The organism is Sphingomonadaceae bacterium OTU29LAMAA1 (genome assembly GCA_024072375.1).
In the GTDB taxonomy this organism is placed as follows: Bacteria; Pseudomonadota; Alphaproteobacteria; order Sphingomonadales; family Sphingomonadaceae; genus Sphingomonas.
Map to the genome: position 1 here is coordinate 575,138 of CP099617.1, position 23,678 is coordinate 598,815.

At 64.4% G+C, this 23,678-nt stretch carries 19 protein-coding genes and 1 tRNA gene; 18 read left to right on the plus strand and 2 right to left on the minus strand.

Going from position 1 to position 23,678, the window contains the following annotated elements; translation table 11 throughout:
* Nucleotides 1-138: 138 nt before the first annotated feature.
* The 11 genes from NF699_03005 to NF699_03055 all read left to right on the plus strand — a co-directional run bounded on the left by NF699_03005 (nucleotide 139) and on the right by NF699_03055 (nucleotide 14,900).
* Nucleotides 139-2,319 (plus strand): polysaccharide lyase 6 family protein, encoded by a 2,181-nt coding sequence (locus tag NF699_03005; protein USU05685.1) that lies wholly within the window; start codon nucleotides 139-141, stop codon nucleotides 2,317-2,319.
* A complete protein-coding gene (locus NF699_03010) occupies nucleotides 2,319-4,526 on the plus strand; it encodes a heparinase II/III family protein (GenBank protein USU05686.1) in 2,208 nt (735 codons plus the stop codon). The genes NF699_03005 and NF699_03010 overlap by 1 nt, the downstream gene beginning before the upstream one ends.
* On the plus strand, nucleotides 4,526-5,833 hold the full coding sequence (locus tag NF699_03015; protein ID USU05687.1) for an MFS transporter: 1,308 nt from the start codon (nucleotides 4,526-4,528) through the stop codon (nucleotides 5,831-5,833). The genes NF699_03010 and NF699_03015 overlap by 1 nt, the downstream gene beginning before the upstream one ends.
* Nucleotide 5,834: 1 nt before the next feature.
* Nucleotides 5,835-6,587 carry a glucose 1-dehydrogenase gene (locus NF699_03020; protein ID USU05688.1) on the plus strand — a complete coding sequence of 251 codons (753 nt, stop codon included), beginning with the start codon at nucleotides 5,835-5,837 and terminating at the stop codon, nucleotides 6,585-6,587.
* Nucleotides 6,588-6,598: 11 nt separating this feature from the next.
* Nucleotides 6,599-7,477, plus strand: coding sequence for a rhamnogalacturonan acetylesterase (locus tag NF699_03025; GenBank protein ID USU05689.1), 879 nt, complete (start codon nucleotides 6,599-6,601; stop codon nucleotides 7,475-7,477).
* Between the two features lie 98 nt (nucleotides 7,478-7,575).
* A complete protein-coding gene (locus NF699_03030; GenBank protein ID USU05690.1) occupies nucleotides 7,576-10,578 on the plus strand; it encodes a TonB-dependent receptor in 3,003 nt (1,000 codons plus the stop codon).
* The gene (locus NF699_03035) at nucleotides 10,559-11,413 is read left to right on the plus strand and encodes a FadR family transcriptional regulator (GenBank protein ID USU05691.1); all 855 of its coding nucleotides are present in this window, start codon (nucleotides 10,559-10,561) and stop codon (nucleotides 11,411-11,413) included. The genes NF699_03030 and NF699_03035 overlap by 20 nt, the downstream gene beginning before the upstream one ends.
* Nucleotides 11,414-11,465: 52 nt before the next feature.
* On the plus strand, nucleotides 11,466-12,473 hold the full coding sequence (locus NF699_03040) for a sugar kinase (GenBank protein ID USU05692.1): 1,008 nt from the start codon (nucleotides 11,466-11,468) through the stop codon (nucleotides 12,471-12,473).
* A gap of 87 nt (nucleotides 12,474-12,560) precedes the next feature.
* Nucleotides 12,561-13,277: an IS6 family transposase gene (locus tag NF699_03045; protein ID USU05693.1), complete on the plus strand. Its 717-nt coding sequence runs from the start codon at nucleotides 12,561-12,563 to the stop codon at nucleotides 13,275-13,277.
* Between the two features lie 284 nt (nucleotides 13,278-13,561).
* Complete coding sequence (locus tag NF699_03050) at nucleotides 13,562-14,089, plus strand: helix-turn-helix domain-containing protein (protein USU05694.1); 528 nt, start codon at nucleotides 13,562-13,564, stop codon at nucleotides 14,087-14,089.
* 277 nt (nucleotides 14,090-14,366) lie between these two features.
* A complete protein-coding gene (locus tag NF699_03055) occupies nucleotides 14,367-14,900 on the plus strand; it encodes an AlpA family phage regulatory protein (protein USU05695.1) in 534 nt (177 codons plus the stop codon).
* A 46-nt stretch (nucleotides 14,901-14,946) separates the two neighbouring features.
* On the opposite strand, the gene NF699_03060 is transcribed toward NF699_03055, so the two are convergent.
* Nucleotides 14,947-16,248, minus strand: a complete 1,302-nt coding sequence (locus NF699_03060; protein ID USU05696.1) for an integrase arm-type DNA-binding domain-containing protein — start codon at nucleotides 16,246-16,248, stop codon at nucleotides 14,947-14,949.
* Nucleotides 16,249-16,418: 170 nt separating this feature from the next.
* Nucleotides 16,419-16,508, minus strand: a tRNA-Ser gene (locus NF699_03065).
* A gap of 96 nt (nucleotides 16,509-16,604) precedes the next feature.
* Between NF699_03065 and NF699_03070 the strand changes: the two genes are divergently transcribed.
* From NF699_03070 to NF699_03100, 7 genes are all read left to right on the plus strand, one after another.
* Nucleotides 16,605-17,648, plus strand: coding sequence for a lytic murein transglycosylase (locus tag NF699_03070; protein ID USU05697.1), 1,044 nt, complete (start codon nucleotides 16,605-16,607; stop codon nucleotides 17,646-17,648).
* 70 nt (nucleotides 17,649-17,718) lie between these two features.
* Entirely contained in the window at nucleotides 17,719-18,885 is a 1,167-nt protein-coding gene (locus NF699_03075) for a D-alanyl-D-alanine carboxypeptidase (GenBank protein USU05698.1), read from the plus strand.
* Between the two features lie 40 nt (nucleotides 18,886-18,925).
* Nucleotides 18,926-19,900, plus strand: coding sequence for a DNA polymerase III subunit delta' (locus NF699_03080; GenBank protein USU05699.1), 975 nt, complete (start codon nucleotides 18,926-18,928; stop codon nucleotides 19,898-19,900).
* Nucleotides 19,901-19,941: 41 nt separating this feature from the next.
* The gene (gene metG / locus NF699_03085; protein USU05700.1) at nucleotides 19,942-21,498 is read left to right on the plus strand and encodes a methionine--tRNA ligase; all 1,557 of its coding nucleotides are present in this window, start codon (nucleotides 19,942-19,944) and stop codon (nucleotides 21,496-21,498) included.
* A complete protein-coding gene (locus NF699_03090; protein ID USU05701.1) occupies nucleotides 21,498-22,298 on the plus strand; it encodes a TatD family hydrolase in 801 nt (266 codons plus the stop codon). Before metG ends, NF699_03090 begins: the two co-directional genes overlap by 1 nt.
* Nucleotides 22,295-23,059, plus strand: a complete 765-nt coding sequence (locus NF699_03095) for an MBL fold metallo-hydrolase (protein USU05702.1) — start codon at nucleotides 22,295-22,297, stop codon at nucleotides 23,057-23,059. The genes NF699_03090 and NF699_03095 overlap by 4 nt, the downstream gene beginning before the upstream one ends.
* Entirely contained in the window at nucleotides 23,056-23,673 is a 618-nt protein-coding gene (locus NF699_03100; GenBank protein USU05703.1) for a TIGR02281 family clan AA aspartic protease, read from the plus strand. The genes NF699_03095 and NF699_03100 overlap by 4 nt, the downstream gene beginning before the upstream one ends.
* Nucleotides 23,674-23,678 lie beyond the last annotated feature (5 nt).

The window sequence follows — 23,678 nt, forward strand, 5'->3', positions numbered from 1 at the left end:
AGGTTAGCGTCGAACGCCATCGTTGCGTGCCTGAGGAACAAGCATATTGGTTGACATAATGGTATGCGCAGCCGCATTACAACCGAACGGAACGGGCATTTCGCGGTGAATGCGGAAGCGGTTTCTGGAGGGATATACGTGCGTCCATCGATCATGCTGCTCGCAACGGCCGCGCTGGTGCAGGCAGGTCCCGCGTCCGCCCGGCGAACGCTGGTGCATAATCTGGCCGAGTTGATGGCAGCGACCGCGAAGCCTGCGCCGGGCGACTCGATAATCCTCGCCGACGGCGAGTGGCGCGATGCCGACATCGTGCTGCGCGGCGCGGCCGAAGCGACTGCGCCGATCACTCTCACCGCCGAACATCCGGGCAAGGCGATCCTCGTTGGCGCGTCACGCATCCGCATGGCGGGCCGCTATCTGGTCGTGTCCAATCTGGTGTTTCGTGACGGTCACGCACCGGGCGATGCGGTGATCGCGTTTCGCACCGACACGAAGCATTGGGCCGACCATAGCCGGGTGACGGGCGTGGTGATTGACCGCTTCAACAATCCCGACCGGCGTGCCGAAGACCATTGGGTGTCCATCTACGGCAGTGACAACCGCATCGATAATTCGCATTTCGAGGGCAAGGCGAACGCCGGCGCGATGATGATCGTAGTGCGGCAGAAGGGCATGCCGCTCGATAATCGCGCGCGGATAGACCATAATTATTTCGGCCCTCGTCCGCCGCTCGGCTCCAACGGCGGCGAAACCATCCGCATCGGGACGAGCGAGGAATCGGGCAGCGATTCTCACACGATCGTCGAGGACAATGTCTTCGAGCATTGCGATGGTGAGGTGGAGATCGTCTCGGTCAAATCGGGCGGCAACAGCGTGCGGCGCAACCTGTTCCGGCAATCCCAAGGCTCGGTGGTCCTGCGCCACGGCAACGGCAACATAGTCGAGGACAACGTCTTCCTAGGAGGCGGGCAGCCGCACACCGGTGGCATCCGCGTGATCAACGAACGCCAGGTGATCAGGAACAACTATCTGGAAGGGATGGGCGGAGTCGACTTCACGAGCGCGCTCGCGGTGATGAACGGCGTCCCCAATTCGCCGGTCAACCGCTACATGCCAGTCCGCCAGGCGTTGATCGAGCGGAACAGCTTTCTCGCGGTGACGCAGGTCACGATCGGCGCAGGAGCCGGTGGCGAACGGTCTCAGCCGCCGCAGGACACCCGGATCATCGGCAACCTTATCACGTCCGCCAAGGACGCGACCAACGTCCTGCGCTTCGATGCGGATGCAAGCGGCGTCACCTTCGCCGGGAACGTACTGGCTGGATCAGGTGCCGCTCGCGACGGTATCGAAATGCGGGAGGTTCCGCTCCGCCGGGCGAAGAACGGCTTGCTCTACCCGGTTGACCCGACACTGGCGGCCTTGGGTGTGTCCCGTACGTTGACGCCGACACGGCGCGAGGATGTGGGCGTTCGCTGGTATGGCACGCGGGCGGCGATCGCCCGAGCATCGGGCAAGATCGTGCGGATCGATCCGGGTAAGGCGATCAGTAGCCTGCCCCGGGCCGCAGTCATCGAACTGGCCCGCGGCACGTATGACGTCGCAGCGCCGCTGATCGTCGTCAGCCCGATGACGATCCGGTCGGTGCCGACGGGCGCTGCGACGCTGCGGATGCGTTCATCGACGCTGTTCCAGCTAGAGGACGGGGGATCGCTGACACTCGAAGGCGTGCGGATCGATGGACACGCGGCGGCGGGCGATGGTGTGGCGGTCATCCGCACGAGTGCACGCCCGACCCTCGGGAATTATCGGCTGCGGCTCGCCGGAGTCTCGGTGGTGGGCGTCGCCGGCGACGTGATCGCGACCACGCCCGGCACGCTCGCCGGGGCGATCACCGTAACCGACGGCCGCTATTCCGATGTGAAGGGCGCGGTGCTCGCGCTGGCGGCAGAGAAGGGCAAGCAGGGTTGGTATCCCGCCGAACAGGTTACGATAGCCGGCACGGACTTCGACCGGGTCGGCATGGTCGTCGACCTGCTTCGCGGCGGGACCGACGAGAGCACATTCGGTCCGCGCTTCAGCCTGACTGGCGCGACGATCCGCAACAGCGGGCCGGTGCGCCTGTCGGGGGTGCAGGAGGTGGCGATCACCGGCAACCACTTCGTCGACAGCGCAGGGGTGACGGTGGAGCACACCGTCGGCAGCCCGCATACGCGGATCTCCGGAAACCGGCTCCGCAACACGCCTGTGCCGCAGGTGCGCGAGACGAACTACACGGGGGCGCCGCGCGCGATCCTCAGCGACAATCGGGAAGGTTTGTGATGCGGATGCTGTCCATACTGCTCGGCGCCACCTTGCTCGCCGTACCAGTTCCGCTGCTGGGCAGGCCCCAGCAGCCGATAGGCGGCGCAGTGACGCCGGCGCTGTTCGATGGCGCGGGTTTGCAGGCGATGGCTGCCGACGCCGCACGCTATCCGCTGTTCGCCGCCGAACTGAAGCGGACGCGCGCCACTGTCGACAAGGCGATCCGCGCGGGTGTGAACGTCCCCGTTCCAAAAGATCCCGGCGGCGGCTTCACGCACGAACAGCACAAGCGCAACTATGTGGCGCTGTACGGTGCGGGGATGCTCTACCGGATCACCGGAGAGCGACAGTATCTCGATTTCGCACGGGCGCTGCTGCTGGACTACGCCAAGCTGTACCCGGCACTGGGGCCACATCCCGCCAAGGCGAACGAGTCCGCCGGGCGTCTGTTCTGGCAGAGCCTGAACGACAGCGTCTGGCTGGTCTATGGCATCCAGGGGTATGACGCGATCCGCGAGGCGCTGACCCCGACCGATCGCGCGACGATCGATGCGAACGTGTTTCATAAGATGGCGGATTTCCTGTCCGTGGGGAATGCGGCGAGCTTCAACCGCATCCATAACCACGCGACCTGGGCAGCGGCCGGCGTCGGCATGACAGGCTATGTGTTGCGCGACCCCGAACTGGTCGCCCGCGCGCTGAAGGGTACCGACAAGACCGGCAGATCAGGGTTCTTGGCGCAGGTCGACCAGCTGTTCTCTCCGGACGGCTATTATACCGAGGGACCCTATTACCAGCGGTACGCGCTGCAGCCCTTCGTCGTCTTCGCCGAGGCGATCGCTCGGAACGAGCCGAAGCTGGAGATCTGGCAACGCCGTGACGGCGTACTGTTGAAGGCGATACGCTCCACCATCCAGCTCACGTATGACGGCTATTTCTTCCCGCTCAACGATGCCATGCGCGACAAGAGCCTGCGCACCGCCGAACTCTACGACGCGGTGGCGATCGGGTACGGCGTGACGCGGGACCCCAGCTTTCTGTCGATCGCTCGCGAACAGGAGCGGGTGACGCTGTCACCCGGCGGGCTGGCGGTGGCGCGTGACGTGGCGGCGGGCAAGGCGACCCCGTTCGCCTTCACCTCGCAGCTGTTCCGTGACGGACCGAACGGCGACCAGGGCGCGCTTGCCGTCCTGAGATCGGGGGCGCAGGCGGATGCGCAGGTGCTGGTCGCCAAGAACAGCGCGATGGGCATGGGACACGGCCACTTCGATAAGCTGAACTGGATCCTCTACGACGGCGGACAGCCGATCGTCACCGATTATGGCGCCGCTCGCTTCCTCAACATCGAGAGCAAGGACGGTGGCCGCTACCTGCCGGAAAACGAAAGCTGGGCGAAGCATACGGTCGCACACAACACGCTGGTGGTGAACGAGACATCTGATTTCGGTGGCAAGTGGCGCGTCGGCGAAGAGCATGCACCGCGGCAGTTGTTCTTCTCCGGCGAGGGACCGATCCGGGCGAGCACAGCCGAAATGGTAGGGGCGTGGCCTGGCGTCACCTTTCGCCGTACATTGTTGCAATTGCCGTTCGGCAAAGGCAGCCCGCTCGTCGTCGATCTGTTGCGCGTCACCGGTGACAAGCCCGCGACCTATGACCTGCCGCTGCACTATAGCGGCCACATCACCGATGTCGGCTTTCCGCTCCGTGCGAACGTCGCGGCGCGGCCCGTTCTCGGCACCGCGAACGGATATCAGCACATCTGGGTGGACGGCACCGGCGCACCGACGGGTGATACGGGGACACTCACTTGGATCAACGGCGAACGCTTCTACACCTATCGCATGGTGGCGCCGCCCGGCACGCAGGTGATCCTGGGCGAGAGTGGCGCCAATGATCCGCGCTTCAATCTGCGCCGCGAGCCGCTGCTGCTCGAGCGGGTGACGGGTCAGAAGGACGCGACCTTCGTCAACCTGCTCGAACCGCACGGCGCCTACGACCCGTCTGCCGAGACGACGGTGGCGAGCGCCAGCCAGATCCGGTCATTACGTCATCTGCGCAGCCGCGACGCCGACATCGTCGTCATCACGCCCGTAACGGGAGCGGCGATCGTGCTTGGCATCGCCGACGACGTGACGGCGGGCAAGCCGCACAGTGCAACATTGGACGGGCGCAGCCTGACGTGGACAGGGCATCTCGCTCGGCTCGATGGGGCGGAGAGCAAGTGATGGACGGCACGCCCAAACGGACGGTCGGCGGTCTGCGCTGGTTCGTCGTCGGCCTCATCGGTCTGGCGACCGTCATCAACTACATCGATCGCAACGCGCTCGCCGTGATGTGGCCGGCAGTGTCGAAAGACATCGGCGCGGACAAGTCGGATTATGCGCTGCTCGTAACGGTCTTCATGATCGCCTATGCGCTCGGTCAGTCGCTGTTCGGTCGTATCCTCGACGTGATCGGCACGCGGTTGGGGTTCGTGGTGTCGATCGCGATCTGGTCGTTGTCCATCGCCGGGCACGCGGCTGTGCGCTCGCTTGGCATGCTGAGCCTGTTGCGTGTCACGCTCGGCCTGAGCGAAGCAGGCAATTGGCCGGGCGCGGTGAAGGCCAACGCCACCTGGTTTCCGGCGCCCGAGCGGGCGCTCGCGCAGGGCATCTTCAACTCGGGCGCGGCGATCGGGGCGATCATATCGGCGCCCCTGGTGGCGCTGCTCTACGAGGCGCTGGGATGGCGCGCGACGTTCCTGCTGGTCGGCGTGCTCGGCTTCCTCTGGCTGGTGCCGTGGCTGCTCGTCTATCGCGGCGATCCGGATTCCCATCCCTGGCTGAGCGCTGCCGAACGCGCACATATCGCGGGCGAGACTGCGGAGGGAGCGCCTCGGCATGAGACCGGCTACGCGCCCGGAATGGCGCAGCTGCTGCGCCATAAGGAAAGCTGGGCGATCCTCGTCAGCCGCTTCTTCCTTGATCCGGTCTGGTGGCTGTTCGTGTCCTGGCTGCCGATCTACCTCTCCGAAACCTTCGGGTTCGACGTGAAGCAGATTGGACTGTTCGCCTGGGTTCCGTTTGTCGGGGCGATGCTGGGCAGTCTGTCGGGTGGCTGGGTATCGGGCCTGCTGATCGGCCGCGGCTGGAGCGCGTTGCGGGCGCGGCAGGTGATCGTCACCATCGGCGGCGCGATCATGCTGCCTTCGCTGCTGATGACCGCGACCGCGTCCGATCCGTTGACCGCGGTGCTGCTGATTGCGGTCATCCTGTTCGGCTTTCAGGTCGCGATCAACAACATCCAGACCCTGCCCTCGGACTATTTCGCCGGCGGCGCGGTCGGATCGCTGGCTGGAATCGGCGGCACCGCCGCGGTTGCGGGAACCTTGGTCACCACCTGGCTGGTGCCTGCGATGACCACGCACGGCTACGCGCCGATCTTCATCCTCGCCGCGGTGATCGTGCCGCTCGGCGTCGCTGCCATCTGGCTGCTCGGCGGGCGCAGCGCGCCGGTCGCGCCGCCACAACCATCTTCCACTAAAGGGGCATAACATGCGTTTCGAGAACAAGGTCGCCATCGTCACTGGCGGCGGACGCGACATCGGCAAGTCGATTTCCGAGCGGCTTGCGCGAGAAGGCGCAAACGTCATCATCAACTATCGTAGCGACGAGGCCGCGGCACAGGCGACGGCAGACGCCATCACGGCGGCAGGCGGCACGGCGCTGCTTCACCGTGCCGACGTCACCAACGCTGACGAGGTGGCTGCGATGGTCGCGGTGACGGTGGAACGATTCGGGCAGCGTATCGACTTTCTCGTCAACTGCGCCGGCGGCATGGTCGCTCGCAAGACGCTCGCCGATATGGACGCGGACTTCTTCGACCATGTCATGGCGCTGAACTTCCGCTCCGCGTTCCTCGTCACCAAAGCGGTGCTGCCGCATCTGGGGCAGGGCAGCGCCATCGTGAACCTGTCCTCGCTCGCCGCACGCGACGGCGGCGGACCGGGTGCCACCGTCTATGCAGCGGCAAAGGGCGCGCTGACGACGCTGACCCGAGGCTGGGCAAAGGAATTCGGACCGCAAGGCATCCGCGTCAATGCTCTGTGTCCTGGCCTGATCGGCACCAGCTTCCACGACACCTTCTCCAAGCCCGAAGGCCGCGCCGCGACTGCCGGCAATACGCCGCTGCGCCGTGAAGGTCATCCGGACGAGGTGGCCGCGACGGTCGCGTACCTGCTGTCGGACGACGCTGCGTTCCTTACCGGCGTGAACCTCGACATCAACGGCGGCCTGTTCTTCTCGTAAGGAGTTATCCCATGCTGGACTTCATCGCTGCGCTCGCCCTCGCGAGCGCACCCGTCCTCGTGCAGGACTCGCCCGCGCATCCGCGGGCCGTCGGTGAAGTCCCAAAGCAGCGCACCGACGCGCCGCCGATCAAGGCGATCAAGCTCATCCTGGTGGGCGACAGCACGATGGCGCCCGGCAGCGGCTGGGCGTCGCTGTTCTGTGCCGAGCACGTGAAATCCACAGTCGCGTGCCTCAACATGGGGCGCGGCGGTCGGTCGACCCGCAGCTACCGCCAGGAAGGGTCGTGGGGGATCGTCCAGAACGAGATCAAGGTGACCGGCTACGGTGCAACCTATGTCCTGATCCAGTTCGGGCATAACGACCAATCCTCCGGACCGGAACGCTGGACGGATATGACGACCGAGTTTCCGGCGAATCTCACCCGCTACGTCGCCGAAGTCCGCGCGGCGGGTGCCGTCCCGGTGCTGCTGACCCCGCTCGCCCGGCGCGAATTCAAAGGCGGTAAGATCGATAATACGCTGGAGCCGTGGTCCGCACAGGTGCGGCGGGTCGCCGCTGCCACCAAGACGGCGCTGGTCGACCTCAATGCGGAAAGCGCGCGGCTGATCCAGCGGCTCGGTGCCGCCGAGGCGACCAAACTGGCGCAGGCCGAACCGCTTCCGGAAGAGCTCGCTGCGGCGAAAGCCGGTAACACGCTGAAGCCGCGACCAGCCGAACAGGCGCGGCTGCCCGACCTGCCGACCTCCCCTGACGGTCCGCGCGGCCAGAATGTCCGTAAATTCGACTATACGCATGTTGGCGATGCCGGAGCGCGAGTGTTCGCCAAGCAGGTTGCCGATGGTCTGGCACGCGCGCTGCCAGCGCTGAGGGGGCAGCTGGTCCCCTGATCAAACCAATCACTATACCAATTGGAATGCGTATCCGTCTTGACAGGATAGGTCGTCCGGAACAGTAAAGCGGCATAATAAACTAGGGGAGGAAGGCCATGAGCCTGCACAGCATCGATCATCGTCCGTCCGTCCTGCGCCTGCTTGCCGGTGGAGTCGCTTTATGGTGTCTCACGCTTGCGCAGGGTGCTGCGGCTCAGACCGCCGATCCGGCGGCACGTCCTGCGCCCGCCACGCCCGCGCCGGGTCAGCCTTCGACTCCGATCACGCCGGACAATCCGACCAGCAGCGGTCCGACCAGCGAAGTCCCGCAGAGCAGTGCTGCCGAGCCGGTCGACCAGACGTCGTCGGTGCAGGCCGCGGCAACGCCAGCCGTAGACGACGACATCGTCGTGACGGGTATCCGCCAGACGATCGAAACTTCGCTGGCGGTGAAGCGGCAGGAGAACGCCATCGTCGACGCCCTGTCCTCGCAGGATATCGGGGATCTGCCAGCGCTATCGATCGGCGAGGCGATCCAGACCATCACCGGTGCGACCAGTCATCAGGAGAAGGGCGGCGCGACGGAGATCTCGCTACGCGGTCTGGGCTCGTTCCTGGCAGCCACTACCTTCAACGGTCGCGAAGCCTCGAACGGTTCCGGCGACCGTGCCGTGAACTTCAATCAGTTCCCGTCCGAACTGATCAACGACATCAAGATCTACAAGTCGCAGCAGGCCAGCCTGATCGAGGGCGGCGTCGCGGGCACGATCGAGCTCGGCACCCTGCGTCCGCTCGATTACAAGAAGCGTTCGATCCAGGTAGAGGTGAAGGCCAACTTCAATCCCTATCAGGACAGGATCCGCGGGCAGGGCGCCTGGGGCTGGCGCGGTACCGCCAGCTATGTCGATCAGTTCGACCTCGGCAGCCTGGGGGACGTCGGCATCGCGCTCGGTTTCCAGCGCAATCAGGTCAACAACCCCGAGGAAACCTTCGCAGGAAGCAGTACGTACTACGCCTGCAACCCGGCGATCGTCACCAACGGCAATTGTACCGAGGTCACGCGCCAGCAGGGTGCGGCCGGCACGCCGTTCGTGCTGGTCCCCGGCTCCGTGACGTTCCGGCAGATCACCGAAGAGGACAAGCGCGACGCGTTCATCGGCTCCGTACAGTGGAAGCCGAGCAGCCGCGTCGATATCAACCTCGATCTCCAATATTCGAAGCGCAACTACACCGAGGATCGTCACGACCTGACACTGGCTGAAACGCGTTATGCACTGCGCAACCTCCAGTATGACGACCAGCATCGGCTGCTGTACGCGACCGGGGTCAGCTCGATCGATGCGATCGGCAACGTGCTCAATCGCAGCGAGGAATACCTCGGCGGTGGTGCTGCGATCAGCTGGAAGGCGACGGATCGGCTGACGATCAGCTCCGACGTGTCCTATTCGCAGACCAAGCGTTCGACGCTCCAGCGCAACACGCGCCTGCGCACCGATCCGTTCGATATCAACAACGTGCGCACCGCGATCAACAACCAGCGCATTCCCTACACCTACGATGCGCGCGACAGCTATGCGGTGGGCATCACGCTCGATCCGCGCTTCAACGCGAACGACTGGTCGCTGTTCAGCGACGACGCGCGCCTCCGCCGCGACGACGAATACAAGGAAGACAAGATCTTCGCCGCGCGAGTCGATGCAGGCTACGAGCTCGACGGGTTCCTGAAGAGGATCGATGCCGGCGGTCGCTACTCGCACCGCCGCTACCGGAACATCAACAGCCTGGTGGAAATCACGCAGGACAGCCAGGCAGTCGATCGGCGCGTCAATCAGGCCTGCCGCCAAGCCTTTCCACAAACGGATTACTTGAAGGACGCGCCCAATCGCTCGATCACCAGCTGGGCGACGTTCGACACGTTGTGTCAATTCCGCGAATACCTCGGCACCGAGGATCCCGGCGCCCCGGCTGACACTCGCTCGGTCGACAATGCCGACGTCACCGAGAAGGTTTGGGCGGGCTACGTCATGGGGTCGTACGAGAGCGATCTCGGCAACCTGCCGGTGCGCGGCAACTTCGGCGTGCGCGTCGTGCAGACCGACCTCACGTCGGTGGGCCTCAGGTCGGCGCTGAACGTCGTCAACAATCCCGACGGCACGATCCGGCTGGTCGCCGCCCCTGGTGCGTTCGAGACGCAGACGCTGGGCAACCGCTACTTCCGCGCGCTGCCGAGCGTGAACGCCAATTTCGAACTGTCTAGCGATGTCGTCGCGCGCGTTGCCGCCTATCGCGGCATGTCACGCCCCGCCCCGAGTGACCTTGCCGCGGGACGGACGATAACGCTGGAGGACGGCACCGCCTTCGCCAATGTCGCCGACGCGATCGGGCAGATCGTCGCCGACGGTTCTCCGCAGCTCAAGCCCATCATGTCGTGGAACGGTGACCTCGCTCTGGAATGGTATCCGAACAAGGACACGATCGTCGCCGGAACGATCTACTATAAGAGCTTCGGCGGCGGCTTCGTGCCGGTGCTGCTCAACGAACAGTTCACGATCGGCGGGCAGGACGTGACGGTGCCGGTCACGGCGCGACAGAATAGCGACGAGAAGAGCCGCATCTATGGCCTCGAGATGACGCTATCCAACCGCTTCTCGTGGTTGCCCGCACCGTTCGATGGCTTGGGCGCCAAGGTTGGCTACAATTACGCCAACTCGAACTTTCGCAATTACGACATACGGCTGGGAGACGTCGTCGATCCCGCAACCGGCGGCGTGACTCCAGGGATCATCCCGCCAGCGAACCTGTCCGGATCGTCGAAGCATACCGCGTCGGGGCAGCTCTACTATCAGTATAAGGGTCTGTCTCTGGAGGCGATCTATACCTATCGTTCGGCCTATTATCAGGATTTCGTCGGTGGCAACACGCAACTGCGGTTCGTCCGTCCGTCGGAGATCGTCAATCTGCGGGCGTCGTACAACATCAATCGTAACGTCTCGCTCCGGTTCGAGGCGCTGAACGTGCTCAACAACCCGAAGATCACCGACATGCCGGTTTACGGCAGCAGCCGGCAGTATCACTTCTATGGATCGAAATACTTCGTCGGTGCGCGCGTGCGTTTCTGATCAGGCTGGTCCTCGCACCGCTTGTGCGTCGTGCCGACCGGGTGGTAGGACAATCAACACGCAGATCGAGGGGATTGTTAGGCCAATGGCGGATCGTCGTCTTTTCCAGGATGTAGCGGACCAGATCGTCGCGCTGATCGAAGAGGGTGCGTTTCCGCCCGGCTCGCGCCTGCCCGGCGAGCGCGAACTGTCCGATCGGTTCGGCGTCAGCCGAGTGACGATTCGCGAGGCGGAGATCGCGTTGCAGGCGACCGGCAGGATTCGGATCAAGACCGGGTCCGGCGTCTATGTCGCAGACCCTGCCGACATGGCGCCGCCGTCGCGTCTGCCCGACGTTAGCGCTTTCGAGCTGACCGAAGCGCGCTCGTTGTTCGAATCTGAGGCCGCGGCATTGGCGGCGCCTATCATCTCGGCGGGCGATCTGGCGGCGCTCCGCGATCTGCTCGACCAGATGGCGCAAGACAGCCTCCCAGATGACGAAGTCACCGCCATAGATCGCCTGTTTCACCTGACGATCGCCGGGGCATCGGGCAACAAGGCGATTATTCACGTTATCGAAAACCTGTGGCGGCTGCGGACCGAACTGCCCGAGGTGCGCCGCACCCATGCGTCGGTATGCCATAGCGACGGCGCGGCGCGGCAGATGGAGCATGCCGCAATCGTGGAGGCGCTGGAACAGCACAATCCGCAGGCGGCGCGTGTGGCGATGCGCCAGCATTTCAGCCGCTTGTTGGGGGCGATGCTAGACGCGACCGAGCAGCGCGAAATTGAGGAGCTTCAACGTCGCACCGCTGAGAGTCGCGCCCGTTTTTTGATGAGTGCGCAACTCGGCTGATGGGGCGAGCGCCGCCTCGCCATCGCGCAATAGAGTAAGATGTAAGGGGTGTATGGGCAAGGTTCTGGCGTTCGGCGAAATCATGCTCCGGCTATCTTCTCCCGGCCGGGAGCAGCTTCTGCAAACCCCACGCTTCGATGTCTGGGTCGCGGGCGCGGAAGCCAATGTCTCCACGCAACTCGCCCGGCTGGGCCACGATGTCGCTATCGCCACGCGCGTTCCGGACAACGACCTTGGCCAGGCGGCGATCACCACTCTGCGTGGACACGGTGTCGATACCCGCAACATCCAGCGGGCAGGCGATAGGATGGGCCTGTATTTCGTTGCCTCTGGCGCCGGCCTGCGGGCGACCGAAGTCGTCTACGACCGTGCGCACTCCGCCTTCGCCGAGGCACCGTTGGATGCTTGGGACTGGGATGCTCTGTTGGTTGATGTCGATCGACTGCATCTGTCCGGTATCACGCCTGCTTTGGGTCCCGTACCGGCGCAAAGTGCGCTAGCTGCGGTCGAGGCCGCCGCCGCACGTGGCATTGCCATTTCGTTCGACGGCAACTGGCGTGGCAAGCTTTGGGAGCGGTGGGATAGCGATCCGCGCGAAATCCTTTCCGCTATCGTCGCCCATGCGGATCTGGTTTTCGGTAATCATCAGGACGTGGCACTGCTGCTCGGTCGCACCTTCACCAGCAGTGGCGAGACGCGTCGTCGTGAGGCCGCTGCCGCCGCGTTCGATAAATTTCCTAAGCTCCAGATGCTGGCTTCGACCTCGCGCCATGTAGAGCATGTTGATCTTAACCGCCTTTCCGCCCGGGTCGAAACGAGATTTGCGGTTGCGCAAACCGAAGTGGTGGAGATAGCCGGCATCGTTGATCGGATCGGTGGTGGCGACGCTTTTGCTGCGGGCGTGCTCCACGCGTTGCGCGCGGAGCAAAATATCGACGCCGTTGCTTGTGCCGGTCTTGCCGTAGCCGTTCTGAAGCATTCTCTTCCCGGTGACGCGGCACTTTTCAACCAAGCAGATATAGATGGCTTTTTGACCGGTGGGTTAGACGTACGCCGATAGTTCGTCGGTCCAGAGTGATGATGATCGACGCGGGCTCTGTCAGACCAAATGCACCGATCGTTAGGGGAGGATGCATAGGTGCGGCGAATGCCTCGCCCGCGTAAACCCACCAGCCCTTTTCGCTACTTCAACTCGTCGCCTGAGGTGATCCGACTGGTGGTGCTGATGTACGTTCGCTTCCCACTTTCGTTGCGGAACGTGGAGGATCTGCTGTTCGAGCGCGGCATCGACATTTGCCACGAGACGGTGCGGATGTGGTGGAACAGGTTCGGTCCGATGTTCGCAGGCGACATCCGTCGTCAGCGAGTCAACCGTATGGGAGGCTTCCGCCACTGGCGCTGGCACATGGACGAGGTGTACGTGAAGCTGAATGGCGAGATGGTGTACCTGTGGCGTGCTGTCGATCACGAGGGCGAGATACTTGAAAGCTACATCACCAAGACGCGCGACAAGGACGCAGCGCTCACCTTCATGAAGAAGGCGCTCAAGCGCCATGGCTCGCCTGACAAGATCACCACCGATGGGCTTCGCTCGTACCGCGCAGCGATGAAAGACCTGGGCAACGCCAACAAGCAGGAGGTGGGGCGCTGGGCGAACAACCGGGTGGAGAACAGCCACCTGCCGTTCCGACGACGAGAACGTGCGATGCAACGTTTCCGCCGGATGAAGACGCTACAAAAGTTCGCTTCCGTCCACGCCAACGTCCACAACCATTTCAGCCTCGAACGCCATCTCGTCGATCGACAGACCTACAAGGAACGCCGCTCATCCGCACTGGCCGAGTGGCGGATCCTTGCGAGCTAGGCCGCGCAACTCAAAGACCGAGGTGCATCGTGTGGAGAGCGGTTCGCATTAGACTGACAGCACCTTCCTGTGGCATGAAGTGAATACCTCGGCCTGTCTCGGACTTTCGCGAAAGGCGTTGATCGAGTTCAGAGAGATCGGACATGTCGCATCCCTCCTAGGTAGACCAGCGTCATTGGGAGGCTGGCCCTGGCGGCGAAATTGTCGTGTCGTTGCCCACTACGGACTTGTAGGTGCCGGTCTAAGGTGCTTTGCAAAGAAGTCACATGCCATTTTCCTCTCCCATGAGATTCCCATCCTCGGCCGTTCCTGTGGGTTTCGGCCAGGCGGTGGCGGAGCGGCGGGCGCAGATGGGCTGGTCGCAGGCGCGGTTGGCCCGTGAGACGGGACTGAGCCGCGAGACGATCGCACGCCTTGAGACGGGTCGCCGGACGCCGACGGCCGACAGCGTCTTCAGACTCCAGTCCGCGATGGACATGGAACCTGGCGAACTGGTGCCCGCGTGGCCGGAATGGAACCCGATCGGCCTCCCGACCTATGGCGCCCGGACCCGTCAGCGCAGGCGAGAGTTGAGACTTTCCCTGACCACCGTCGCCGCTGCCGCCGGGATCAGCGTGGCGACGCTCTCGCGCTTTGAACGTGAGCAGGGTCACCTGCACACCACGCTTCAGGAAGCTCACGCGCCTACGGGCGCGAAGGCTCATTTGGTGGAGCGCGGGCTTGCCCTTGCGCTGCACTTCGCAGACGCCGGATGCTATAGGAGGTACTGCCTCAGTGCCTTGGGACGATCGGGCGCGGGTCCGGTGCTTTAGGCGGGTTCCCAGTCGACCGTCGGACCGACGAGGCGTCCTTTCCCGGCAAGGACTTGGAAGAAGGAGGAGATCGATCCGGTGCCATCCTCGGAGACGTTAGGCATCGGGCAACGGTCAGCCTATAAAGACGAACGACATGTCCGCGCCTGAAGCTCTTCCGTCACCGTACCTCGCTGAGGACCCGCCAACCTCAAGCGGTCGGACCCTTCTCGCCACGGCGTTTGCTCATTACTGCGCATTGATGTGGGGGTATTCGCCGGAGGAGGTGGCACGGGCATTGTCCGACGAGATCGATGGTTCGTTGCGTGAGAGCAGGGAGATCAGGCTTGCGGCCCGGCTGATCGGAAGGGTCGTAGCTGATGGCAGCCTGCGGACCTTCGCGCGGCCGATCGGCGGGGGTGAGCCGATCTCGCTCAAGCCTTCCGTGTGGGAGCTCGACGACTTCACCGACCGTTTCGCGAGCAGCGCGATGGCTGTTTCGAAGCCCTTCGATCGGAGTGCCGAAACCACCCACTGGATCTTCGTCGAAACGGCTGACTTCGACGTCATGATCGACGCTGCGACGGCAGATCTACCCCGCAACGGGAGTAGGCGGATCCCGGTATCTGAAGCATCGATCAAGGGGGAGGAGCCATCCTCGGGACCGGACCGCCTGATCCGGTTGCCAGAGGTCATGCATCTCACCGGCATGTCGCGCAGTACGGTCTACGCACGGATGGGGCAGGGCCGCTTCCCTAATACGGTTTCCATGGTGGGCATCGCGGCATGGCGGGAGAGCGATGTCCGGGAGTGGCTGAACGGCCCGAGGTGATGTGATGATCCGCCGAGGGGCGGGGGCCTCCGGCGGACGAGATTCGCTAGGCCTTTCCTCGACGAGGACCATCCAGCAGCGTCGAAGCCGGATCCGCGTCCAGTAGAATGAGGTCAGCCCATTCGCAGGCGATCTCCCGGCGTCGGTCCATGTACGCGTGCCTGTTGTAGCGGAATTCGGTCTCGGACATTCCCGAGGGGCGATGGGCAAGCATCATGTCGATGATCAGCCGATCGATGACCAGCCGGTCGGCTCCGTGATAGAGACGTTCCACTCGTCCATTCATGATCGTGCTGAAGCTCGACCGCCATCCGTGCGGAACGTGTCGCCCCTTCCAGCCCTGTCGATTGTAGAGATAGCCGAGCGCGTTCTCGCTCTGCGGCTGTCGGGCGTCTCGGCCGCCGGGAAAGACGAGTGCCAGCTGCCCGCTTATCGAGCGCACGGCACGCAGTACCTCCACGGCCTGCGGCGCAAGGGGAACGGTATGCTCGAACGCGTCGTCCTCCCGCAGCGCGAGTTCCTGCTTCATCTTGTCGGCGGGCACGCACCAAAGCGCCCCCGAGACGTCACTGGAGGCATCGGACCAGTCGACCCCTTCGATCTCGCGCCACCTCATGTTGCGGACCATCCCCGGCCGTTGCGCCGTGAGGGCTAGAAACCGGGATGACAGCCGATTGACGGGCGAGGCGCCCGCTCGGTCGATGTCTCGGATCAGCGCCTTGATCTGCTCCACCTGCACCAAGGCCGGCCAGCGTCGCTTTGGCGGGACCTCGAGCAGGGCGTCCTTGACGTTCACGGCCGGGTTGGAGTTCGGAGATCCGGCACCGGCTGCAAACCTGAAGATCCGTTCGGCACGCTGACGCAGCCGATGGGCCGTCTCGATCGCGCCCCGCTTCTCGACCGGGCGGAGGGCGGCCAACATGAGACCTTCGTCGATTTGGCTCACCGGATACCCGCCGATCACCGGAAAGAGATCGCGCTCCATCGACGTGATCACATCGCTGGTGTGGACATCCCTCCACCTCGACTTCTGCGCCTCGTGCCATTCCCGGGCGAACTTCTCGAAGGTGTCCTCGTGTCCCGTCTTGCGCACTTGGGCGGCCCGTCGGCGTTCGAGCGCGGGATCTCGACCGATCCGCAACGCCGCCTTCGCCTCTTCGCGCATTTCGCGAGCCGTCCGCAGGCTGACGTCGGGATAGCTCCCGAGGATGAGTCGGCGCTCCTTGCCGCCGAACCGGTACTTCAGGCGCCACGACTTGTGGCCTTTGGTCGTCACGTAGAGGCTGAGACCACCTCCGTCCGCGACCTTGTAGTCCTTGTCCCGGGGCGCCGCGTTTCGCGCCTTCACGTCCGTTAGCATCGATGCCCCCACGGACCGTGCGCGGATGCCCCCATCATGCCCCCAGGACATGTCGGATGGATTAGGATGTTCTCGGACGTCATTGGACGGTCAGCTATATGCTGAGAGGCGTTTCTAAAACCCTGCCGGATAAGCCCGGACGCTCTCGGATAGCCGCTTGGCGGAGAGAGTGGGATTCGAACCCACGGTAGGCTTCCACCTACGGCGGTTTTCAAGACCGCTGCCTTAAACCACTCGGCCATCTCTCCGTGGTCGGCTCCGAATAGTCGCACCGCGGCTGCCCGTGCAAGCCCCGCGACGATAAGAGGTTCACGCCGCGGCCGCCCTGTGGCACCAACGATGGCATGTGGGGGCAACGACTGACACGCGGGCTGAAGGCCGGCATTCTCGCGACGACACTGACACTGGCGTCCGCCGGTCCGGCCGCGGCGCAGGACGAATCGGGTTTTCAGGCCTATCTTGCGACCCTGCGTCAGCAGGCGCAGGCAGAAGGCGTAACGCAGCGGACGATCGACGCGGTGTTCCCGACGCTGACGCTCAGCGAACGCACGATTCAGCTCGATCGCGCACAGCCCGGCAATCCCGGCAGCACCGCGACACCCCCTTTCGCGCCGTACAAGGCGAGCCATGTCGACGCCGCACGGATCGGCCGCGGACGCGCGACCTATCAGGCGCAGCGCGCACGTCTGTCGCGGGTCGAGCGGGAAACCGGCGTGCCCGAATCGATCATGGTCGCTATCTGGGGGCATGAGACCAACTACGGCGCCTACACTGGCAATTTCGATCTGCTCCGCAGCCTCGCCAGTCTTGCCTACGAGGGCCGCCGTCGCAGCCTGTTTGCCGGTGAATTTATCGCCGGCCTCAAGATCCTCGATCGCGGCATCCCGCGCGAACGTCTGGTCGGCAGTTGGGCGGGGGCGACCGGTAACCCTCAATTTTTGCCCTCGGTTTACCTCCGGCTGGCGCGCGATGGCGACGGCGACGGCCGCGCCGACATCTGGACCAGCCCGGCCGATACGCTGGCATCGATCGGCAATTACTTCGCCAACGCCGGCTGGCGACCGGGTCAGCCGTGGGGCATCGCGGTCAGCGTTCCCGCCGGCCTGAACCGTTCGGCCGTGACCAACCGGCTCGTGTCGCCCCGCTGCCCGCGCGTGTTCGAGCGGCACAGCCGCTGGCGGACGATGGCGGAATGGCGGAGCATGGGGCTGGTGCCACAGGGCAGGGGATGGCCCTCCGACACCGTGCAAGCGACGCTGATCGAACCTGACGGCCCAGGCGCCACCGCTTATCTGCTGACCAGCAATTACCGCGTCATCCTCGATTACAATTGCTCCAATTTCTATGCGCTGTCGGTCGGTTTGCTCGCGGATGCCGTAGAGGGCTGACGCAGCGACGGACTGCCGCTATGCCGTCATCCATTCCCGTTCCAAGTCCCGGAAAGTCAAAGACGCCGTCATGAAAACGCTGATCGCCGCTCCGCTTGCCATCGTCGCGCTTGCGATGCCTTCCGTTGCCGCGGCTCCGCAGTTTCAGGGCACCGCCCCGATCGCGTACATGGTGGACCTGTCCTCGGGCGCGGTGCTGTACCAGCGCGATGCCGATCGCCGGATGCCGCCGGCATCCATGGCGAAGATGATGACCGTCTATGTCGCGTTCGACATGATCAGGAAGGGCGAACTGAAGCTCGACCAGAATTTCACCGTCCGGCCCGAGACGTGGCAGCGATGGCACGGCCCGCAGGCCGGATCGACGATGTTCCTGTCGACCGGTGAGAACGTGAGCGTCGAAAACCTGCTGAAGGGCATCGTCACGCTGTCGGGCAACGACGCCTGCGTCGTGCTGGCGGAAGGAATTTCGGGGACCGAACAGACCTTTACCGACCGGATGAACCAGCAGGCAAAGAAGCTGGGGCTGACCAACAGCCACTTCGGCACATCGAACGGCTGGCCCGACAATGGCGTCACTTACGTCACCGCGCGCGATCTGGCGCATCTGGCGACCGCGACGATCAAGGACTTCCCGGATCTTTACAAGCGCTTCTACTCGCTGCGCAGCTTCACCTGGGGCAAGACGCTGGGCGCCGGTGCCGACATCACGCAGGCGAATCGCGATCCGCTGCTGGGCCGCGTCGCCGGTGCCGACGGGCTGAAGACCGGCCATACCGAAGAGGCCGGCTACGGCTTCACCGGATCGGCGGAGCAGAACAACCGCCGCCTCGTCATGGTCGTCGCCGGCCTGACCTCGTCCGGCGGCCGCGCCGAGGAATCGGTGCGCTTCATGGATTGGGGCTTTCGCGCATGGCAGGCGAAGCCGGTCGTGGCGCAGGGCAAGCAGGTGTCGACCGCCGAGGTGCAGATGGGGAGCTCCGGCAGCGTCGGCCTCGTCGCGCCGAAGCAGTTGACCGTCACGCTTCCTGCCGGTGCGGTGCCCCAGATGAGCGCAAAGGTCGTCTACGAAGGTCCGATCCGCGCTCCGATCAAGGCGGGTCAGCATATCGCCGATCTGGTCGTGAAATCGCCAGAGATGCCCGAACAGCGCCTGCCGCTCGTCGCCGCCGAGGATGTCGGTGAAGCCGGCTTTTTCGGGCGCGCATGGGCCGGGCTGACCTCGCTCTTCGGGTGATGCCAGCGGACAAGTCCGACTTGTTCTTGCACGCTGTCCCATGACCGAATTGTTTGGTCAGGCCGATGCGCAGGCAGCCTTCATCGCCGCCCTGCGCAGCGGCGCATTGCATCACGCCTGGTTGCTCGTCGGCCCGCAGGGCGTCGGCAAAGCGAGCTTCGCGCATACCGCCGCCCTGCGCATGCTTGCCGAGGCGAGCGCCACCGGCGTCACCGCACCCGCTCTCGTCGTACCGGATAGCCACCCCACGCGGTCGCTGATCGACGCCGGATCGCACCCCGACCTGCGCATTCTCCAGCGTCTGCCCAAAGACGCTGAAAAGCCGGATCAGGACCTCGCCCGCAGCATCACGATCGCGCAGGTCCGCTCGCTGCAGCCGATGTTCGCAACGACCCCGTCGATGGGCGCGCGCCGCGTCGTCATCATCGACGCGGCCGACGATCTTGAGCGTAACGGCGCCAACGCGCTGCTCAAAAATCTGGAGGAGCCGCCCGTCGGCACGATCTTCCTGCTTGTCAGTCATGCACCGGGCCGGCTGCTGCCGACGATCCGCTCGCGCTGCCGCGTCTTGCGCTTCGCCACGCTCGACGAGGGCGACATGGCGAGGGCCTTGCGCGGTGCGCTGCCGGATGCCGACGACCATGAGCTCGCAGCGCTCATCCGGACCGGGGAGGGCGCACCCGGGCGTGCGATCCGTTACGCCGGGCTCGACATCGACGGACTCGACAGCGCCATCACCGGCATCGCGAGCGACGGAGACCCGATAAACGCCCGCCGCGCAGCACTGGCCAAGGCGCTCGCGGGGAAGGGCAATGCCGCGCGCTACGAAGCCTTCCTCGACCGCGTGCCTGCGATGATCGCGCGAGAGGCGCGCACCCGTTCCGGCCCACGGCTGAAGGCAGCGCTGGATGCGCAGGTCGCCGCGCGCGATCTCGCCGGTGCGGCGCTGGGCCTGTCGCTCGATGCGCAGGCGACGGTGTTCGAGATGGCGGCGATCGTCGCGACGCTGCGCTGACCCCGCTTCACCTCGCGGGATCGATCGACTAGGACGCGGCCATGGCCGATCCTTATTACATCACGACCGCGATCCACTACCCGAACGGGCGCCCGCATATCGGCCACGCCTATGAGATGATCGCCGCCGACGCGATCGCGCGTTTTCAGCGGCAGGCGGGCCGCGACGTACGCTTCCAGACCGGCACCGACGAGCACGGGCTGAAGATGGCACAGACGGCTCGTGCCCGCGGGATCGATGTCCGCGAATTCGCCGACGAAATGTCCGCCCATTTCAGTGGAATGGCCGACACACTCAACATCTCGTATGATCGTTTCATCCGCACCGTGGAGCCGGCGCATTACGCCGCCAGTCAAGCCATATGGCAGGCGATGCGCGACAAGGGCGACCTGTATCTCGATCGGTACGAGGGCTGGTATTCGGTTCGCGACGAAGCCTTTTACGACGAAAAGGAACTGGTCGACGGGGAAGGGGGGCAGCGCCTTTCGCCGCAGGGAACGCCGGTGGAATGGACCGCGGAGGAAACGTGGTTCTTCCGCCTGTCGAAATACCAGCAGCCGCTCCTCGATCTATACGCCGCCAACCCCGACTTCATCCGACCCGAGACGCGCCGGAACGAGGTGATGCGCTTCGTCGAGGGAGGACTGTCCGACCTGTCGGTCTCGCGCACCAGTTTCGATTGGGGTGTTCCGGTGCCGGACAGCCCCGGCCATGTCATGTACGTCTGGGTCGACGCGCTCACCAATTACCTCACCGGCGCGGGCTATCCCGACGATGCGGAAGCGATGGCGCGTTTCTGGCCGGCTGATCTGCACCTGATCGGCAAGGACATTACCCGGTTCCACACGGTCTACTGGCCGGCGTTCCTGATGTCGGCGAACCTGCCGCTGCCGAAGCAGGTGTTCGCACACGGTTTCGTGCTCCATCGCGGCGAGAAGATGTCGAAGTCGGTCGGCAATGTCGTCAGCCCTGACGAATTGACCGACGCATTCGGCGTCGACGCGGTACGCTATTTCCTGCTCCGCGACGTCAGCTTCGGACAGGACGGCAGCTATTCGGCCGAGGCGATCGTGACGCGCGTCAACGCCGAACTCGCCAACAGCTTCGGCAATCTGGCACAGCGGACCCTGTCGTTCATCGCCAAAAATCTGGGCGGGGCATTTCCGGAGGGCGGCAGGTCCGACCCCGCCGACGCCATGCTGATCGAGGAGATCGTCGTCGCCTGCGCCGGCTTCAAATCGGCGTTCGGAGACCTGATGCTCAATCAGGGGATCGAGGCCTGGATGCGCGGCGTCTTCGCCTGCAACCAGTATATCGATGCGCAGGCGCCATGGGCGTTGCGCAAGACCGATCCCGACCGGATGAACGCAGTGCTGAACACGCTTGTTCGCGCAATCCGTATGCTGGCGATTGCGATTATCCCGGTGGTGCCGGATTCGGCGGCCAAGGTTCTCGACCAGATCGGTGCACAAGAACGCGATCACGCCGCGATCGACGATGACGACTGGTATGCCCGTCAGGCAGCATCCGGTTTCGTCATCGCTCCGCCGTCGCCCGTGTTCCCGCGGCTCGACATGCCGGCGGTGGTGGAGGCGTGATGTTCGCCGACAGCCACTGCCACCTGAACTACAAGGGTGTGTTCGAACAGCAGGCCGACGTGCTTGCGCGCGCACGAGCCCGTGGGGTGGGGGCCATGCTCAACATCTCGACCCGCGAGAGCGAATGGGACGCGGTGGTGGCCACGGCGGAGCGTGAACCCGACGTCTGGGCCTCGATCGGTATTCACCCGCACGAGGCGGACCAGCACCAGGATGTCGACAAGGCCAAGCTCGTCGAACGGGCCGCGCACCCGCGGGTCGTCGGGATCGGCGAGTCCGGCCTCGATTATTATTACGATCATTCGGACCGGGCGCGCCAGCAGGCAAGTTTCCGTACCCATATCGCTGCCTGCCGCGAAACCGGACTACCGCTGATCGTTCACACGCGCGATGCGGAAGACGATACGTTGGCGATCCTGCGCGATGAAATGGAGAAGGGGGCCTACAAAGGGGTAATCCATTGCTTCACTGCCAGTGGTGTCTTCGCCGATGCCGCCCTTGCGCTGGGGTTCTACATCTCCATCTCGGGCATCGTAACGTTCAGGAACGCACGTGATCTGCAGGATACCGCGGCGCGATTGCCGATCGATCGCCTGTTGATCGAAACGGATGCGCCATTCCTTGCGCCGGTGCCAAACCGCGGCAAACAGGGGGAACCGGCTTTCGTCGCCGACACCGCTGCCTTCCTCGCCGATCTACGGGGCGAGTCGATCGAGCAACTCGCTGCAAAGACCAGGGATAACTTCTTTACCTTGTTCGACAAAGCGTCCAAGACCGCGGCGCGAGATACGGCACGGTGAAGGTCCGCATTCTCGGCTCCGGCACATCGTCCGGCGTGCCGCGGATCGGCAATGACTGGGGCGTCTGTGACCCCGCGGAGCCGCGCAACCGTCGGACGCGCGCATCGTTGCTGGTCGAGCATGACGGCACGCGCATCCTGATCGATACCGGCCCTGACATGCGCGAACAGTTGCTGGCCGCTGACGTGGCCGCGGTCGACGCGATCATCTGGACCCACGATCACGCAGATCACTGTCACGGCATCGACGACGTCCGCCAGATTTTCCACGCCCTTGGCCGTCCGGTCCCCGGCTTCGCGAGGCGGGCGACGCTCGACGCGCTGAAGGAGCGGTTCACCTACGTCTTTGCCGGTCGGCAGGGGTATCCGCCGACTGTGGATGCGGCATGTCTACCCGACCGGCTGGTCATCGGCGGGATCACGATCGACGTCGTCGATCAGCCGCACGGACGCATAACCTCGGCTGGTCTGCGGTTTTCGGTGGCGGGTGCCGCCGTCGGTTATGCGACCGATTTTCATGCGCTGACCCCGGCGATGCGCGACCTGTATACCGGGCTGGACGTCTGGATCGTCGATGCATTGCGCTATGCGCCCCACCCGACCCACCCTGACGTGCCGACCGTCCTCGACTGGATCGCGCAGCTGCGTCCCGGCCGGTCAGCGTTCATACACATGGATCACAGTATGGATTATGCGACGCTGGTGGCGGATCTGCCGCCGGGCGTCGAACCAGGCTACGATGGACTGGAATTCACGCCATGATCCCTGATGTGGGCGGCCATGCGCTGCTCTATCTGTTGCTGCTTCTGCTGCCGGTCTCGGCGCTGATCGCTCGCCGTGTCCCGATTCTCCGGGTGCTGTTCTCGCTGGCGAGCTGGGCGGTCATCGCCGGCTTGCTGTTGCTGGTCGTAAGCCAACGCGAACAGTTCGATCCGTACATCCAGCGTGTCGCCCGGCTGTTGAAGCTGGAGGACCAGAACGTCGTCGGCAAGGAAACACGCATCCGCATGGCGCCGGACGGACATTTCTGGGCGCGCGTGACGCTGGATGGCGTTTCCAGGCGGATGCTGGTGGATAGCGGGGCGACGGTGACGGCGCTATCGACCCGAACCGCGCAGGCTGCGGCGCTCGACGTTCGCAAGAGCTTGATCCCGATGGTGCTCAACACCGCCAACGGTCAGATCAATGCCCAGACCGCCACCGTGCGGGAGTTGCGGCTGGGTGATATCGCCGCACGGGATCTTGGCGTCGTGGTGTCACCGGCATTCGGCGATACCGATGTGCTCGGCATGAATTTTCTGTCGAAGCTGAAGTCGTGGCGGGTCGAGGGCAACACGCTGATCCTCGAACCGCATCACCACCAAGACTTTACATAATGGAT

Coding starts and splice junctions, on each gene's coding strand:
- NF699_03010 (USU05686.1), top strand. CDS start 2,319: ATGCGGATGCTGTCCATACTGCTCGGCGCCACCTTGCTCGCCGTACCA.
- NF699_03015 (USU05687.1), top strand. CDS start 4,526: ATGGACGGCACGCCCAAACGGACGGTCGGCGGTCTGCGCTGGTTCGTC.
- NF699_03020 (USU05688.1), top strand. CDS start 5,835: ATGCGTTTCGAGAACAAGGTCGCCATCGTCACTGGCGGCGGACGCGAC.
- NF699_03025 (USU05689.1), top strand. CDS start 6,599: ATGCTGGACTTCATCGCTGCGCTCGCCCTCGCGAGCGCACCCGTCCTC.
- NF699_03030 (USU05690.1), top strand. CDS start 7,576: ATGAGCCTGCACAGCATCGATCATCGTCCGTCCGTCCTGCGCCTGCTT.
- NF699_03040 (USU05692.1), top strand. CDS start 11,466: ATGGGCAAGGTTCTGGCGTTCGGCGAAATCATGCTCCGGCTATCTTCT.
- NF699_03045 (USU05693.1), top strand. CDS start 12,561: ATGCCTCGCCCGCGTAAACCCACCAGCCCTTTTCGCTACTTCAACTCG.
- NF699_03050 (USU05694.1), top strand. CDS start 13,562: ATGAGATTCCCATCCTCGGCCGTTCCTGTGGGTTTCGGCCAGGCGGTG.
- NF699_03070 (USU05697.1), top strand. CDS start 16,605: ATGTGGGGGCAACGACTGACACGCGGGCTGAAGGCCGGCATTCTCGCG.
- NF699_03075 (USU05698.1), top strand. CDS start 17,719: ATGAAAACGCTGATCGCCGCTCCGCTTGCCATCGTCGCGCTTGCGATG.
- NF699_03080 (USU05699.1), top strand. CDS start 18,926: ATGACCGAATTGTTTGGTCAGGCCGATGCGCAGGCAGCCTTCATCGCC.
- metG (USU05700.1), top strand. CDS start 19,942: ATGGCCGATCCTTATTACATCACGACCGCGATCCACTACCCGAACGGG.
- NF699_03090 (USU05701.1), top strand. CDS start 21,498: ATGTTCGCCGACAGCCACTGCCACCTGAACTACAAGGGTGTGTTCGAA.
- NF699_03100 (USU05703.1), top strand. CDS start 23,056: ATGATCCCTGATGTGGGCGGCCATGCGCTGCTCTATCTGTTGCTGCTT.